Source organism: Streptomyces camelliae, assembly GCF_027625935.1.
In the GTDB taxonomy this organism is placed as follows: domain Bacteria; phylum Actinomycetota; class Actinomycetes; order Streptomycetales; family Streptomycetaceae; genus Streptomyces; species Streptomyces camelliae.
On record NZ_CP115300.1, the window covers coordinates 459861 to 475150 of the forward strand.

Here is a 15290-nt window from a genome sequence, read left to right on the forward strand (position 1 = left end):
GCTTCACGATGGCATGCGCCCCAGCACGACGCGGGCGCATTGGGAACACCCAGGAGATGCTTCACGAGCCCCGCACGGGGTCACCGAGGCGGTCGAGGTCGATGGCTCCGCCCTCACCTACGCCACGCTGCACAACTGCCGGGCAGCCGTTCGTGTTTCCGGAAGGCTGCCCGCACCCTGAAGCCGACAAGGACAGAACCCGCGCGCCAGTCCGGCTTCATGACGCTTCATGACGGCTTCAGCGGATGAAATGCCGGGGCTCACGGGGGCCCGAGTGCGCGTCTGTGCGGCCTTCGATGACGAGGTTGTCGTCTTCGGTGAGGCGGGCGATGTGATCGGTCTTGTAGAAGCCGTCGGGAGTGAAGGCGCGGGTGTTCTGGTCGGGGGCCTTGTAGTAGCCGCGCAGGGTGGAGGGGCCGCGTGTCCAGAGCTGACCGGGAGTGCCCGCCGGTACGTCGGTGCCGTCCGGGTCGGTGATGCGAATCTCGTCCCCGGGCGAGAGGGGGCGACCCTGCGTGTGATGGATGACCTCGTCGGAGTCGGTGAGGCGGGTGAGGGAGAGCAGTCCCTCAGGTATCCCGAAGATCTGTTGGAGGCGGCAGCCGAAGGCCCGCTGGATGCGCGCCGCGAGTTCGGGATGGAGGCGTGCGCCGCCGACCTGGATGAGGCGCAGGCTGGAGAGGCTGTACTGACCGTGGCGGAGGGTGTCCAGCCACAGTTGCGCGACAGCGGGGACGAGGGAGGTGACGGTGACCTTCTCGGTCTCGATCACGCGCAAGGCATCGGCGGGGCCGGCGGTGTCGATCAGCACGACGGTGCCGCCGGTGGCGAGGGTGCCGACGATGCCGGGACAGCCGAAGGTGAAGTTGGACTCGGCCGGGAGGGCCGCGAGGTAGACGTCTTCGGGACCGAGGTCGATCAGTTCGGCTGCGGCTCGGGTCTGGTACGCGTAGTCGTTGTGCGTGCGCGGGACCAGCTTGGGTACGGACTTGCTCGCGCCCGACGCCATGAAGAACGCGACGTCGTTGGGGTTGTACGTGCGGTCCGGGTCGCTCGGAGCGTCCACCGAGCGGAGCGGGAAGAACAGGCATCCGCTGGGAGATGTGGCGAAGCCTCCTTGGGCGCCGTCGGGACCGTCGAGGGTGAAGGCACGGCGCAGACGCGGATGGTCGTGGCTGATCTCCGCGGCCATGTTGGCATGGTCGAAGCCACGGTGGAGGCTGGGGCCGATGTATGCCGCGGCTTCCGTGATGTGGGCGAGGTATCCGATCTCGTCGGCACGGTGAGAGGTGGGCGCGAACACGGGGAGGGCGCCGGCACGCATGAGGGCGTAGACCGTGATGACGAACTCGGGCACATTCGGGAGCTGGACGATGACCCGGTCGCCGGGGCGGATGCCACGGAGCGTGAACCCGGCAGCCACGCGGTCGACACGGCGGTTCAGTTCGCGGTAGGTGAGGCGACGATCGCCATGGACGAGGGCGGTGCGGGTGCCGTCCGTGCGGGCGTGCTCGGCGAGGAGTTGGGGCAGGGCCACGCCCTGGTAGTAACCGTGGTCGTAGTAGCGGCCGATGGTCTCGGGCAGGAGCGGGGTACAGCCGTCCAGCATGGTGCAGACTCCTTCCTGGTGGCGTGTTTCGCCGGCCGTGCGTACTCGTCCCGCGCAATCGGTCCTACCTGCGCCGGCAGATCGTCAGTGTCCCGGATACGTTCCCGTGTCGGGCAGTAGAGGATCACCTGAGGATCGGCCTGGTGCAGCGGTGTGGTCGACCAACAACGGCCTGGGATCGCCGCGGTAGCTCGGCGGTGCGCTTGCCTCGTTCCGAAGACGGTCCCGGCGAAGGGCGCCCATGCCACGCCCTTGGGCAGGACATCGCGGACATGGACGTCGTACACCCGGCTGGCAGCCCCGCCCTCGTCCCCGACGGAGGAACCGGCAGGAGAGCACCGTCAGAACCAAACTCGGCTGGACAGCAGCCCCAGGCCGGCCGCGGCGGCCTGTTGCCACACCCGCAGCGGGCGGTCGAGGACATCGGCGGAATCCTCGTCCCCCAGCCAGTCTTCGATGCGGCCCAGCACCTGCGCCCGCTCCGCTGCGGACAGAGCGAAGACGGACTCGACGGTCTCCAGGCGGTCGCGCACCTCGGCTGCGGTCAGCACGGCGTCGCCCGCCCAGCCCGGCAGCATGCGGGCTCGCTGCGGGCCCAGACCGTGGAACAGGGCTGCCACCGGATTGTCCTTGCGCACGGACGTGATGTACGGCTCGACAGCCTCGTCGAATCTGTCCCACAGCTCCATGACATGGAGCTCACACGAATCGTCCAGGGCGTCGAAGGGCGATGCGTTGACCATGCCGTACAGATGCAGTGCCTCGTCGGTGCTGTAGCCGTCGGGCCGCGACAGCGGCACCGCACCGCCGCCCCGGGCCGCATCCCTCTCCCAGCGCGACCAGGCCTCCCGTGCCGATGGGCGCTCCCCCATCTTCTTGATCGCGGACAGCGCCACCGAGGCGATCTCCGTCACCGTCTCGTCCCTCAGCGCTCCCACCGCCCACCAGCTGGACATCCCCACGCCGCTGACCTCTCCCCCGCATCTGACGCTCGCCAACCCGGTACCCGCCCGGTCGGCCCGGGTCGAAGCCCGCAGTCGTACCCACATGATGACAATGGGCACGGACAACGCCCGGTCCGCGGCCGTGCCTGGCGGCGAGCTCACGGCGGACCGCCCCTGACACGGGCTGCCGCCCGACAACCACCGCCTGCGCGAACACGTCTCACAAGACGGCGGAAGAGATGTTCCCGCCGGGCAGTTGGGGCTGCTGCCGGAGCACGTGGGCGACAGGCCAGGCAGCAGAGGGCAAGACCTGCGCCAGCTCATGGCGTACGCGGTCGGCTTCACCACGGGCCTGCGCCGGCACATCACCGCGCTCTGCGACAAGGCGGTTGAATATCGGGGTTTCCTGGAACACGCTGGGATCTGCCTTCTGAGGTGGGCGCGCACGGCAACGGCCGAGCCGCAAGCCGATCATATGACGGATCGAGTATCCAATGCCGCGAGCAGGGACGGTGACCAGCAGAACCCCAAGCAGGCCGGTCCTCCCGGCCAACAGCTGGGCAATTGTCACGAGTTGTGGATCGACGGGCGGATGTGGAGGCGAGGGTGTCCCCGGGCACCCTGATTCCGTCGATGGTTCGGTGAGCGCCGAACCATCCCGCCGATGACGTGCCCAATTACGGGCTCTGTCGGAGATCTTGTGACGGAGCCGGTCTGAGTTGGGCATCAACTCGGTGTGCGGTTCAGGGGATTTGGGGCAGTTGCTGCCACATTTGGCCGGTGTGGTAGTGGAGTCGGTGGAGCGGGCCGCTGGGGTGCCTTCACAGCCCATGACCGTGCATCGGTCACAAGATCTCCGACAGCGCGTCGTCTCATCTCCCGATCCGCCCGGGCAGGCCCCATCGGCCGAACACGACGCTATGGGGCCGGCTGGAAGATGTCAGCGAAGGCCTTGGAAGGGGCTGTCGCCCGGGCCTCGACGAACCATTCCCGACCGAACACCCAACCGAAGACAGGGGCCGGAAGACGAACCAGCACCCTCATCACGGGAGCAAGCCGGCCCGTCCCTGATACCTCCGAACGGTGGGCGGCAAGAGCCGCCTGTTTCTGACCGGCGAACCGTCGGACATCAATGGTGTGGGTGATGGCCGCGCGCGAACTGTAGGCGGTGCGCAGCGCATCCGCGTCGAACCTGAACGGGATCCTCAGCAGGCGGACCAGCTTCACCAGGCGAACCACGACATCACGCGGCATGGTCGCCTCCAGTACCCGATGCACCCCGGCCAGCTCGGCGGCACGCTTGCCGACTTCGTGCACCCTGACGTGGTCACGATGGCCGTATCCGCCATTGGCGTCGTAGCTGATAAGCAAGTCCGCGTCTTCCTCGCGCAAGACGGCGGCCAGCCGCTCGGCCGCCTCCTCCGTATCTGCCCGCACGAAGCGTGCCCGATCCGGCGGATCCGGATAGAGCACGGCACCATGGCCGCTGCTCGCATACCCCAGGTGCACGACGCGTGTCACGCCCAGCACGGCCGCGCTCGCCCGCAGTTCACTCAGGCGTGGCGCTCCGCCCTCCGGCACGGCATCCATGAGGCCATCCGTGGCGACCACGATCACCACGCGGTGTCCCTCGGCTGCGGCCCGCGCGAGCGTGCCACCTGTTAGGAACACCTCGTCGTCCGGGTGGGCGTGAAAGGCCAAGACGGTTGCCATGGACCCATCCTGGACCATGGCACTCATCGGTGTCTCCTACCCCACCTCGCACATGCTCCACCGGCCAGACCCCAGCGGAGGCGGAGCGATACGAAACGTGACCACACCAGCGGCCCGCTCCACCGATTCCACTACCACACCGGCCAAATGCGGCAGTAACCGACCCTAATCCCCTTAACCGCATACCCAGTTGATGCCAGTTCAGACCGGCTCCGTCACAAGATCTCCGACAGAGCCGAATTACGTGACCGCTGACATGGCCGGACCAGCTGAAGAAGCTACCGGCGGCGGCAGAGAAATTCACCGTGCGTCGGCGTGCGGGACGCACGCGAGATGATGTCGAAGCCGGCCCGTTCCAGCATGCCCTCCAGGATCCAGGCGTATGTGGAGAACTCCTCCCGAACGTGCGCCTCGAAGTCCGTCCGGGTGAAGCCCCGGCCCTGGGGTCGGCCTGCGGTGTCGATCCACCGCTGCAGATGCTCTGCGGCGTCGTCGGGCGGGAAGCTGAAGATGACGTCCCACAGGTAAAAGGTGCCGCCCGGCCGCAGTATGCCGGCCGCGTTGAGGAGCGCCTGCTGCTTCCAGAAGTCCGGGAGCTGATGCAGGGCCGACTTGGTGGTCACCACGTCCGCGGGTCCTGCCTGGTGGGCGTAGTCCAAGAACCCGGCCCGGTGCCAGTGTGCACCGGCATCGGCCCGCTCCGCCCTGGCCTGGGCGAAGGCGAGCATCTCCGCCGAGACATCGACGCCGTGGGCCTCGGCCCCGCGTCGCGCCGCCTGGACCACCAGCGAGCCGGTGCCGCAGGCCAGGTCGACCAGGCGGGTGCCCGCGACGACGCCGAGGCGGTCGAGCAGCGCATCGTCGACGTCCGGGTCCGTGCCCTGGTTGCTGTCGTAGGAGGCCACCGCAGCCGCGCTTCCCAGGTCGATACCGACAGGCTCGTACTCGCGGAAGAACCATGCGGGGCGTGGGTGGGTGGTGTCGCTTCGTGGCATGACCCGTTTGTAGGGTCCGGGCAGACCCTGCGGCAACCGCAACATCCGCAGCATGGCGTTCCGGAAGGTGAAAGATGCAGGAACACGACCAGTACCGGCTCTTCCTCCATCTCGCCGCCACGCTGAGCTTCACCCGGACCGCGGCCGACTGCCACGTAAGCCCCGCTACGTTGTCCCGTACCGTGCAGCGGCTGGAGGCCACGACCGGGCACCGGCTTTTGGACCGCGGCCCGCACGGTGTCGCGCTGACCGAGCACGGTCACCGCTTTCGCCGCTACGTCACAGATGCCCTGGAACTGTGGGACCGCTACTGCGACAACGACCTCGCGAGGGACCAACTCGGCGGCCGACTGCGGGTATTCGCCTCGGTCACGGCTTGCCAGAGCCTGCTCCCCGACCTGCTCGCACCTCTGCGAGACGCCCATCCCCGGGTGCAGATCTCGGTGCGGACCGGTGACGCCGCAGCCGGCCTCGCGCTCCTCGACGACGGCGAGACCGACCTCGCCGTCGCGGCCCTGCCCTCTCGGATTCCGGCCACCCTCCTCGCCCGCCCCGTCACCCGCACCCCGCTCGTCCTCGTCCGAACCGACCCACCACGTTCAAGCGTGCAACTACCTGCTGCCGACGAGCCGTTCGTACTCCCCGGACAGGGCCTGGTCCGAGACATCGCCAACCGGTGGTTCCGCCGTATCAGCATCACCCCCCGCATCGCCGCGGAGGCCGACGGACACGAAGCCCTGCTCACGCTGGTCGCTCTCGACTACGGCACCGGCATCATCCCCGACCTCGTCCTACAGCACTGCAGCATCCGACACCGGCTCCACCTCGTCCCCACCCCGTCCGGTCCCGGCGAACTCACCATCGGGGCGTGCATCCGGCGCACTGATCTCCACCGCCCCCTGGTCGCCGCCGCCTGGGCTGCCACAGGAGCCGGTCAAGCTGTGCGGTCACAGCACTAGCCTGGGGCATGGCCGATGCCTGCGCGTCGGTTGCGCTCGTTCATGCCGCACGGGCTTCAGAACGTCGGACGAGTCGGCCGCGTTCGAAGCGGGCGTCGGCGCAGACGAGGGCGACGAGGTGGGCTGCGTTCACGGCTCGCAGTGGGCCTGAGCGGATTTCGAGGACCTTGAGACCATCGTCAGGGCTGCGGTGCACGCACCTGAGCCGGAGCCCGCGTCGGCGACGCAGTACAGCTGCGACAACGGGGCCTGCCGGTGCTCACCGGCCCGAGGCCCCGGGCTGTACGGCAGGCCCTGTCCTCATGCGCCGATCACGCACGCATCAACCCCAACGCGTGGCCGAGCGACCTGAGTTGGCTCACGAGCGGGCGCAGCGTAGGACGCATGTCCAGGCCCCCGCGGGCCCCCGGCGGGACCGAGCCGCGGGCATTCCAGCCGAAACCGTGCCAGCTGCGGTCCCAGAAGTCATGGTCGTCCCTCTCGTGGTCGAACACCATGGTGATCCGCACCGGACCACTCCCCAAGCCCTGCCCAGGTCCACGTCATCACGTCACCCAGGGGTTACCGGTGGGAGAGTCTGCTGCCTTCCTGGATACCGACGGAGGTGCTCGACCGCCAACCGGGCCGCTGTACCGATCACGGAATCGGCCTGTGGCGTCCGGCGGCCGGGTCCGGCCGGTCGGGTGAATACCGCCACCGCGAAACGAGAACCGTCCGGGTACTGCACAACCCCCGCATCGTTGCTTGCACAACCGGGAACGGTGCCCGATTTGGCTGCTACCCGCACCTCGTCGCTGAACCCGGCGGCAATCTTCCGGGTCAGCCGCTGCTGGCCGAGGATGGTCCGCACCGCCCGGCAAGCATCACCAGGACCGGCCTCGTCCCGCCAGATCAGCCTCAGCAAGGTCGCCATCTGCCCGGCCGTCGCGCTCGTGATACGGCCGGGCCGCAGGGACGGAGCGGACAGTGCGCGCTCCCATAGGCGCTCAGCGTCCGCCGGCGAACCCGCTTGATGCATCGCGCGTCCCATCTCCGTCCACCCCGCGAAACCCGCATCGCGGCCAATGGCATCGAATTCCTGCCGGATCGTGCCCACCAACCGGATCCGGTCCAGACCCAAGCCGGCCAATCGGGCATGGATGCGCGACAGCGATACCCGGCGGATCAACACGTCGGTTGCGGTGTTGTCACTGATGGTGAGCATCATCCGGGCAATATCACGCAAGGAGACCTCGGCCTCGTCCTCGAAGATGCAAAACCCCTGACCACCCGGCGTGGCCTGCGCCGGCGAGAGCCGAACACGCTCCGCCGGATCCAGGCTCCCCTCGGCAGCCTGACAGAACAGCTCCAACGCCACCACGATCTTGAATGTGGACGCGGCAACCACCCATTCGGTATCTCCGGACAGCACCCGGCCCTGACCGTCGATGTCCAGAACAGCCACACTGCCCTTGCATCCGGCCTCGGCGAACACCTGCTCCAACCTGTCCTCGATCATTCAGCCACGATGACCCGCCCGACGCACGGCCCCGAGGATGATTCGCCAACGGCGAACCTCGCCCCGCATCCCCGCCGCGGATCCGCAAGATGATCCTGCTTCAGTGGCCCTCTGCGGCGGCCCCCAAGATCTGTGCCGGAACCCGCTACCCGTGAACAAAGCGACGACGTCCCACGCTCGGCGTCAGCCTGCCGTAGGGCCGGTCCGGCGAATCATGGGACCCGGAACGCTCGCCGGTAGGCGCCCGGGGTCGTGCCTGTCTGGGCGCGGAAGCGGCGGCGCAGGTTGACCGCAGAGGTGAGGCCGACGCGGGTCGCGATCGCCTCGACCGGCAGATCCGTCTCCTCCAGCACCCCGAGATCCTTGCGCAGGAGGGTTACACCTCCGTCTCTGTCGACGAATCCCCGGTCCGTGAGTTGTTCCCCGGGATCCGGCTGCGTCCCCTGTGGCGGGGACCGGCCGGCGCGCACGCCAACGTGCTGGAGATGGAGGCGGGCACGTCCTGGCCACGCCGCGACGTCCACGAGCCCGGCCCGGAGGAGGTCTATGTGGTTGCCGGCACCTTCAACGACGGAGCACGCGACTACCCTGCCGGCACGTTCTTGCACGCCCCGGCCGGCTCGTGGCATGTGCCCTCAACCACCACCGGCTGCACGCTGTTCCTCTTCTACCCGGAGGGCTGAGGCCTGTCCCGCGGACCGCCTCCTCCAGGCAGTTCGGGAACCGCGCCCCGGCCGCAGCGCGCCCACGAGGGGCTTGGCAGGTGCCGGGGCGGTCCCGAGTCTGAACCTCTGCAACAGCCCCATCGTCGCCACGTCCCTGAAGTACTTCGCCTCGGCGAGCAGGACGCTCATCAAGGAGTCGTCGCCGCCGAAGACGATCCAGGACCTGGTGATTTCTTCGGGTTGTTGTCGGCAGCTGAGTGAGTATGAGTCCGGTACCTGTCAGGCAGCCGCCGATCAGGTCGGGGCGGAGCTGGATGTGGCGTAGGCCCCGGCGGAGGGTGGGTTCGAGGTGTTCGCCGTCGGTGAAGGCGGTGCCGGCCAGTGGGCCACGCCGTAACAGCGACCACCGGACGCCCTCGACCGTGTTCAAGTCCGCCGCATATGAAGGCAGTTGGACGACGGTCAGCCAGTCGTGTGCGGCCGCGTACTCACGCATCCCGGCGGCGCGGTGGGTGTTGAGATTGTCCCAGATCAGCACCATGGAAGCCTGGAGCTGGATGTGGGCGCGGACGACCAGGTCGCGGTAGGCGCTCCAGGCCAAGGTGTCGCGTCTCTTGCCCTTGTGCTTACGGTGGCGGCACCGGCCGGCAGATCAGCCGGGACGTCTCGCCTGGCTTGTAGCAGCACAGGGCGGCGATCGACCAGCGGCGCCAGCAACGGCCCCTCACCCGCACCACCGGCGTGTGCGGCCACACATCCTTCGTCCACAGACCCACCGCATGCTCATGGACAGACAGCGCCTGCGCCGGCCACCACCCTCGGCTGGTCCGCCGTTCTCCGGGGCAGGAGTCGATGCGGACTGAGTCGATACTGACGGGCGGGTTGAAGAACACAGGCTTTGGCCTTGCCTGACGACGGTGCCTGTTCAGGGGGCGACGGCCACCACCCGTACCGGCAGTGAGAAATCAGGCCACCGCGTGTCGGCTTCCGAGACACTCCGCGGCCAACGGTCGGGGGCCCCAGAGAGAGCCGTGCAGGCCGACCTCGGCGACGCAGGCCCCGGCCCTTCCGCGGCGCTCAAGGCCGCATCGCATCTGCGGAACCCCGGAAAACGAGATGGTCTTTCAGTCCGCCGTGGCCAGCTCCACCGCTGACACCACGTCGGCCCGCGTCGGCGCCCCTGAGGCGCGCCGCACGACCCGACCGGCGCGGTCGAGCACGAGCACCGTCGGCGTGCGCATCACCTCAACGCGGCGGACCAGGTCGAGCCGCGTCTCAGCGTCGATCTCCACATGGCGCACGCCGGGCGTCTGGGCGGCCACGCCGGCCAGCAGACGCCGGGTGCCGGGGCAGGTCGAGCAGAGGGCCGTCGAGAACTGCACCAACGTCGCCCGCTCGCCGAGTGCCGCACCCAGCTCACCGGAGGACAACCGCAGCGCGTCGCCCCGGCCGCCGTCGCGCAGCCTGCCGTCACGACGGCCACGGACCAGCCCGAAGACGGTCGCGGCCACCAGCACGACGGCGGCCACGATCAGCGCGGTCGGATCGTTCACGGCCACCTCACCCCTGGCTCAGCCGGGCCCGGCTGCGGACCGCGAGCAGGTAGAGCTCGCAGCCCAGGCAGTAGCCGAAGGCCGCGTTCAGAAAGGCCGCCGCGAGCGCCGCCGCACTCGCGGCGATGCCGAGCCAGGTGGCACCGGACAGGTAACCCGCCGCCCCGACGACCGCGAAGCCCAGGCCGACCGCCTGCGCGAACCGTGGAGGCCGCTCGTCCTCAAGTTCTTGCGGCGGCCCGAGGCGGGGACGCACCAGCCGCCGGTAGAGCCAGCCGTACGGGGACCAGCGCAGTCCCACAACCGCGCCAAGGGCGAAGACGACGGCCTGCGCCGCGAGCAGCAGGCCGCTGCCGGTGACCAGGACCAGAAGCAGGACAAGGGTCGTGAGCATGGCGGCAAAGCGCGGCCCACGCGGGTCGACGCGGACGGGCACACCGGGGGTGGGGTCGGGCATGGCGAACTCCGGGACGATACGAACGGATCCTGGCGAAGCGGGCGCGCGGTCAGCGACACGCCGCGGACCACACCCGACCGAAGTCGATGTGCGCCCTGATCACCAGGATCGTTGCGGAGAACATGCGGCCAATTGCAGCAGCCAGCCACGCCACGGTCAATCACTGCTCATCTGCCGGACACGCGGGCCGCCCCCAGGCGTTGCGGCCGGCCTTCCCCACGCCGCCGCACAACTGCACGCGGACGACCCGGTGCCGTACCCGCCGGCGGTGTGGGCCGACGCTCCGAACCTCATTGTGGAAACGTTCTTGTCCGCATCTGTGCCCTGACTCGCGGCAGGGGCGCTGGTGGAGGTCTTCACGCTTTGTGTGTCGATCACGCAGGCCGACGGCTGCACGTTCCGGCCCTCCGTGTGCCGCACCAACTCCCGCAACAGGCCGATGAGCTGGGCAGACACCCCTTCCGGCGCTCTTCCACGCCTCCTTGGACGCCTCAGGCGGCTGGCCGAGTTTCCGGCCAGGACGGCGTCTCGTCAATCCGGCCGGTGTGACCAGTCCGAGGCACGGGACAGCTGCCTCGGATACGGACATCAGGCCATAGCGCTCCGCTCTTTCATCAGGGGCGCTATGCCATGGAGGCTCGGCGCATCTGTCAGTTCTTCGTCGCTGATCTTGATGTCGAGGTTCTTCTCCAGGATGAGGGCGAGCTCGACGAATGCCAGGGAGTCCGGCCCGATATCGGCCGACGTCGCGTCTTCGGCGATGTGGTCCGCCGGTATCTGAAACTTGTTGGGACGAGTGCGGGGTGGTCTCCGCGAGCGGCCGACTGCAGCGACTCGGTGATGACGATGATCTGGGCGACGCGTCCAGTCCCTGTCTTGAGCACGGGCACCTGGCCTGCTCTGCGACGCGCCAGGGTGGGGCGTCGGCGATCGGCCCGTCCAGGTCGCGCCGTAAGCTGCGCCGGGGTTCTGATTCACAGGAGGCGTTCAGTGGGGCGGGATATGGTCCTCAGCGGCCGGTACGAGCTGGTCGAGAAGCTCGGGCAGGGCGGCATGGGAACGGTCCATCGGGGGGTGGACCGGCAGCTGCGCCGCACCGTCGCAGTCAAGCTGCTCTCCTCGCAGCTGGCCCACGATCCGCAGTCGCGAGCCCGCTTCCGGCGTGAGGCTCACGCGGCCGCCGCGCTGAACCATCCGGCAGTGGCCACCATCCACGACGTCGGCGAGGAGCCGCACCCCGACGGCCCGCGGCCCTATCTGGTCATGGAGTACGTACAGGGCGCCACCCTCGCCGAGGCGCTGCGCGGCGGCCCGCTCCCCGTCGCCGAAGCGATCAACGCGGCCTGCGCGGTCCTGGACGCACTGCAGCACAGCCACGAACGCGGCATCGTGCACAGGGACATCAAGCCCTCGAACATCATGCTCACCGGACCCGACACCGTGAAGGTCCTCGACTTCGGCATCGCCAAGGCGTTCACCGAGACCGCCACCCGCATCACCGGTAGCGGTGCGGCGATCGGCACTCCCGCCTACCTTTCCCCCGAGCAGATCAACGGGGCGGAGATCGACCATCGGGCCGATCTGTACGCGATGGGGTGTCTGCTGCACGAACTGCTGACCGGGCGGCCCCCGTTCCGTGGCGAATCGCCCTTCGCCGTCATGCATCAACACCTGTTCGCCGAACCCGAGCCCGTCTCCCGGCTGAGACCGCAGATACCACCGGCGGTGGAGGCGGTGATCCTGCGCGCCCTGGGCAAGGACCCGGAGGAGCGGTTCGCCGATGCCGGGCAGATGCGCGCAGCCCTCGCCGAAGCCCTGACACAGGCCGCCATGCCGACAGCCCAGGCCACCACGCCCGGGCTCTCGGCGACGCGATCCGGCAACCGAACCACTCTCCGGGACACGTTCCGTATCTCGCTCCGCCCCTCCGCCGACAGCGCTCTGGCTCTGCTCGGATGCCTGCTGTCGCTGCTGTGCGCACATGGCCAACTGGTGGACACCGCTCACTTCGGCCGGGTCGCCATCGCGGCCGGCGTTTTGGGCGTGGTGGCGCTGCCGTGGTCGACACGCCTGTCGTGCGCGGTGGGCTGGGGGCCGGTGGCCGAGGCAGTGGCGGTCAACTCCGAAGTGCGGCGCGCCGACATAGGGTGGGACAGCTCGTACGTCGGCATCGCCGCCCTGCTCGCACTCGCCGCCGGCTGCTGCCTCGTCAGCGCGGTGCGCAGCCGGCACCGGGGTGTCGGCTCACTGGTCGCCTTCTGGTTCACTGCCACCGCGTCGATCTGGTACTTCCTCGACGACCTGCACAAGCTCTTCGTCTTCTATCTGTTGCTGTCGCTGGTGGCCGTTGCCACCGTGTCGTGGGAGGCTGTCGCTCTCGTGCGGCGCCGGGCCGGGACAGGGCAGCGCTGAAGGGGGTCATCCGCCGGCATGACGCCGCCATGACGACATCGGAGGCGTGCGGCAGAACGATCTCTAACGGGCCGTGTGCAGCAGGTGGTCGCGGACCCGGTTCACGTCGGGGTTGTCGGGGACGCCCGGCCGCTGCACCAGGTACCCGGTGTTGATCGGCGGGTCGTCGGGTTCATACAACGGTACGAGGGTGCCCGAGGCCAGTTCCTCGGTGCACAGATAGCGGGGCAGCACGGTGAAGCCCGCGCCGGCCACGACGGCGGCCTTCACGCCGCGCAGGTCCGGCACTGTGACGGCGGCGGGGCAGGAGAGCCTGCGGCCGAAGACGTGTCGCCAATAGCGGCGAGCGATGGGGAGGTCTTCCGCGTACGTGATCAGCGGGACCGGGTGCAGGACCGAGGGGCCCTCGACGGCGAGCGGCTCCTTCAGCCGTTCGGCCCACGAGGGTGCCGCCACCAGGACGAACTCCTCGTCCGCCAGGGGGACCGCGGACAGCGTACGGCCCCGGGGCCGGATCGTGGAGATCACCAGGTCGTGGCGGCCGGCCCGCAGTTCGTCGAGCAGCGCGTCGGTCAGCCCGCTCGCCACCCGCAGCCGCAGTCCGTCGGCCACCAGCGGTGCCAGCGCCGGCAGTACGACGGTGCACAGGAACTCGGCGGGACCCGCGATGTGCACCGGATCCGGCGTCCGGCCCGCCATCGCGTCCGGACCGGTGACCGCGGCGAGCATGTCGAGCCCCGGGGCGACCCGTGCCGCGAGTTCGTCCGCCACCACCGTCGGCGCGACCCCGCGCGGCAGCCGCTCGAACAACTCCCGCCCCGTCTGCCGCTCCAAGGTGCGCATCTGCGTCGTCACCGTGGGCTGAGAAAGCCCCAGCAGCTGAGCGGCGCCGGTGAACGAGCCCGACCTGTACACGGCGAGGAACGTGCGCAGCAGGTTCAGATCGGGTTGGTGCGGAGCAGGGGCCGGGCGCGGAGCCGGGCTCTTGATATGAGAGTTCCTATCGCTCACATGGAGAATCTAGCGATCGTCCATGACATCCTCACCCATAGAGGTTCCAATGGCAGCCATAGGGGTCTTCATTGGAAACAAATGATCCGGCGTCCTACGTTCAAGAGCGTCGCCACGCTGACGATCTGTGCCCAGAGCCTCAGTGAGGCGGCGAAGTCAGGCTCTCTCCCCCGAAGGATGCACCATGTCGAAGATCCTTTTCGTGATGACCGGCGTCGACCACTGGACGCTGGCCGACGGCACCAAGCACCCCACCGGCTTCTGGGCCGAGGAAGCCGTGTCCCCGTACGAGGCGTTCAAGGCCGCCGGCCACGAGATCGTCGTCGCCACCCCGGGCGGCGTCGTCCCCACCGTCGACAAGGGCAGCCTCGCCCCCGAGGTCAACGGCGGCCAGGAGGGCTCCGACAAGATCGCCGCTGCCCTTGCGTCCATGGCGGAGATCCAGACCCCGATCAGACTGGAGGACGTGCACCTCGACGACTACGAGGCCGTCTTCTACCCCGGCGGCCACGGCCCGATGGAGGACCTCGCCGTCAACGCCACCTCGGGCAAGATCCTCACCGACACCCTCGCCTCCGGCAAGCCTCTGGGTGTCGTCTGCCACGCCCCGGCTGCGCTCCTGGCGGCGACCAAGGCCGACGGATCCAATGCCTTCGCCGGGTACCAGGTCGCCGCGTTCACCAACGCCGAGGAAACCCAGGCCGGCTTCGCCGACAAGGCCAAGTGGCTGCTCCAGACGCGACTCGAAGAGGCCGGCGTCGACGTCCAGGTCGGCGAGCCGTGGGCGCCGCACGTGGTCATCGACCGCAACCTGGTCACCGGGCAGAACCCCTCCTCCTCCGCCCCGCTCGCCGCCGAGCTGCTGAAGAAGCTGGGCTGAACCGGCCGAGGCCAGCAGCCACCGGGCCACCTACAGCGTGTGGGAAAGGCCGGGTGAGAGCGTCCAATGGACGCGATGCCCGGCCCACGACCAGGGATCAGTCTCCGCCTCCCGCTCGCCGTGAGCGGGAGGCGCCGGTGTGACAGCCCCATCCCGCCATCTCAGGTGATCCGCGTTTCTCTACGACCGATGGTGGTCGGCCGGCTGCGGGATGACGGCCCGAAGGGTGTTGAGCAAAGGACGTACAAAGCCAGGCTTTCCGCACTTCCCGGCGACCACCTACGACCCCGACGAGCACCTGGACCCGACCCTCTACACCCGGCGGCCCGTCACCTCGGCCCGGATGGATCCGGTCATCGCCGCTCAGGGCGGAGGCGGGATCGTCGTCTCGCTCCAGGAGTGCATCACGCGCTACGGGCAGGTGCGTGCCCTCCTCTCCGACGCCTACCTGGCACTGTCCGCAGACCCCTGCAGGCTGCGGGAGTGGTCGTTGGTGATGGCGATGACCGGAACCACGATGAAGCGTCGGGGGACAGGAAAAGCCGGCCCGTTTGATCGTGTTGCCGAGTCGTCTCCTCCATAGTTGCGGACTGA

At 68.9% G+C, this 15290-nt stretch carries 14 protein-coding genes and 2 pseudogenes; 5 read left to right on the top strand and 11 right to left on the bottom strand.

Going from position 1 to position 15290, the window contains the following annotated elements; all coding sequences use genetic code 11:
* Window positions 1-238: 238 nt before the first annotated feature.
* The 4 genes from O1G22_RS02195 to O1G22_RS02210 form a co-directional block, all read right to left on the bottom strand.
* On the bottom strand, window positions 239-1609 hold the full coding sequence (locus tag O1G22_RS02195; protein ID WP_270079701.1) for a (2,3-dihydroxybenzoyl)adenylate synthase: 1371 nt from the start codon (window positions 1607-1609) through the stop codon (window positions 239-241).
* A gap of 341 nt (window positions 1610-1950) precedes the next feature.
* Window positions 1951-2571 carry a hypothetical protein gene (locus tag O1G22_RS02200; RefSeq protein WP_270079702.1) on the bottom strand — a complete coding sequence of 207 codons (621 nt, stop codon included), beginning with the start codon at window positions 2569-2571 and terminating at the stop codon, window positions 1951-1953.
* Window positions 2572-3471: 900 nt separating this feature from the next.
* Entirely contained in the window at window positions 3472-4266 is a 795-nt protein-coding gene (locus tag O1G22_RS02205; protein ID WP_270079703.1) for a PIG-L deacetylase family protein, read from the bottom strand.
* A gap of 278 nt (window positions 4267-4544) precedes the next feature.
* Window positions 4545-5261, bottom strand: coding sequence for a class I SAM-dependent methyltransferase (locus O1G22_RS02210; protein ID WP_270079704.1), 717 nt, complete (start codon window positions 5259-5261; stop codon window positions 4545-4547).
* A gap of 74 nt (window positions 5262-5335) precedes the next feature.
* On the opposite strand from O1G22_RS02210, the gene ilvY reads away from it, so the two are divergent.
* A complete protein-coding gene (gene ilvY, locus O1G22_RS02215; RefSeq protein WP_270079705.1) occupies window positions 5336-6220 on the top strand; it encodes an HTH-type transcriptional activator IlvY in 885 nt (294 codons plus the stop codon).
* A 550-nt stretch (window positions 6221-6770) separates the two neighbouring features.
* Here the strand turns inward: ilvY and O1G22_RS02220 are convergent.
* Both O1G22_RS02220 and O1G22_RS02225 read right to left on the bottom strand, forming a co-directional pair.
* Window positions 6771-7718, bottom strand: a complete 948-nt coding sequence (locus O1G22_RS02220) for a serine hydrolase (protein WP_270079706.1) — start codon at window positions 7716-7718, stop codon at window positions 6771-6773.
* 212 nt (window positions 7719-7930) lie between these two features.
* Window positions 7931-8071: pseudogene (locus O1G22_RS02225) on the bottom strand (helix-turn-helix domain-containing protein); the annotation flags it as partial.
* Between O1G22_RS02225 and O1G22_RS02230 the strand changes: the two are divergent.
* Entirely contained in the window at window positions 8054-8401 is a 348-nt protein-coding gene (locus O1G22_RS02230) for a cupin domain-containing protein (RefSeq protein WP_270086295.1), read from the top strand. The pseudogene O1G22_RS02225 and the gene O1G22_RS02230 overlap by 18 nt on opposite strands.
* Before the next feature lie 232 nt (window positions 8402-8633).
* Here O1G22_RS02230 and O1G22_RS02235 read toward each other — a convergent pair.
* The 4 genes and pseudogenes from O1G22_RS02235 to O1G22_RS44715 all read right to left on the bottom strand — a co-directional run.
* A pseudogene (locus O1G22_RS02235) lies at window positions 8634-9201 on the bottom strand (transposase); the annotation flags it as partial.
* Between the two features lie 306 nt (window positions 9202-9507).
* A complete protein-coding gene (locus O1G22_RS02240; protein ID WP_270079707.1) occupies window positions 9508-9936 on the bottom strand; it encodes a thioredoxin family protein in 429 nt (142 codons plus the stop codon).
* A gap of 7 nt (window positions 9937-9943) precedes the next feature.
* A complete protein-coding gene (locus tag O1G22_RS02245; protein WP_270079708.1) occupies window positions 9944-10393 on the bottom strand; it encodes a DUF4395 domain-containing protein in 450 nt (149 codons plus the stop codon).
* 588 nt (window positions 10394-10981) lie between these two features.
* Complete coding sequence (locus O1G22_RS44715; protein ID WP_428986308.1) at window positions 10982-11371, bottom strand: acyl carrier protein; 390 nt, start codon at window positions 11369-11371, stop codon at window positions 10982-10984.
* Between the two features lie 12 nt (window positions 11372-11383).
* Here O1G22_RS44715 and O1G22_RS02255 point away from each other — a divergent pair, with 12 nt between their 5' ends.
* Window positions 11384-12805: a protein kinase domain-containing protein gene (locus O1G22_RS02255; protein WP_270079709.1), complete on the top strand. Its 1422-nt coding sequence runs from the start codon at window positions 11384-11386 to the stop codon at window positions 12803-12805.
* A 63-nt stretch (window positions 12806-12868) separates the two neighbouring features.
* On the opposite strand, the gene O1G22_RS02260 is transcribed toward O1G22_RS02255, so the two are convergent.
* Window positions 12869-13816, bottom strand: coding sequence for a LysR family transcriptional regulator (locus O1G22_RS02260; protein ID WP_428986309.1), 948 nt, complete (start codon window positions 13814-13816; stop codon window positions 12869-12871).
* 184 nt (window positions 13817-14000) lie between these two features.
* Here O1G22_RS02260 and O1G22_RS02265 point away from each other — a divergent pair, with 184 nt between their 5' ends.
* Window positions 14001-14696: a type 1 glutamine amidotransferase domain-containing protein gene (locus O1G22_RS02265; RefSeq protein ID WP_270079710.1), complete on the top strand. Its 696-nt coding sequence runs from the start codon at window positions 14001-14003 to the stop codon at window positions 14694-14696.
* Between the two features lie 229 nt (window positions 14697-14925).
* The gene (locus tag O1G22_RS02270) at window positions 14926-15279 is read left to right on the top strand and encodes a DUF6002 family protein (RefSeq protein ID WP_270079711.1); all 354 of its coding nucleotides are present in this window, start codon (window positions 14926-14928) and stop codon (window positions 15277-15279) included.
* Window positions 15280-15290 lie beyond the last annotated feature (11 nt).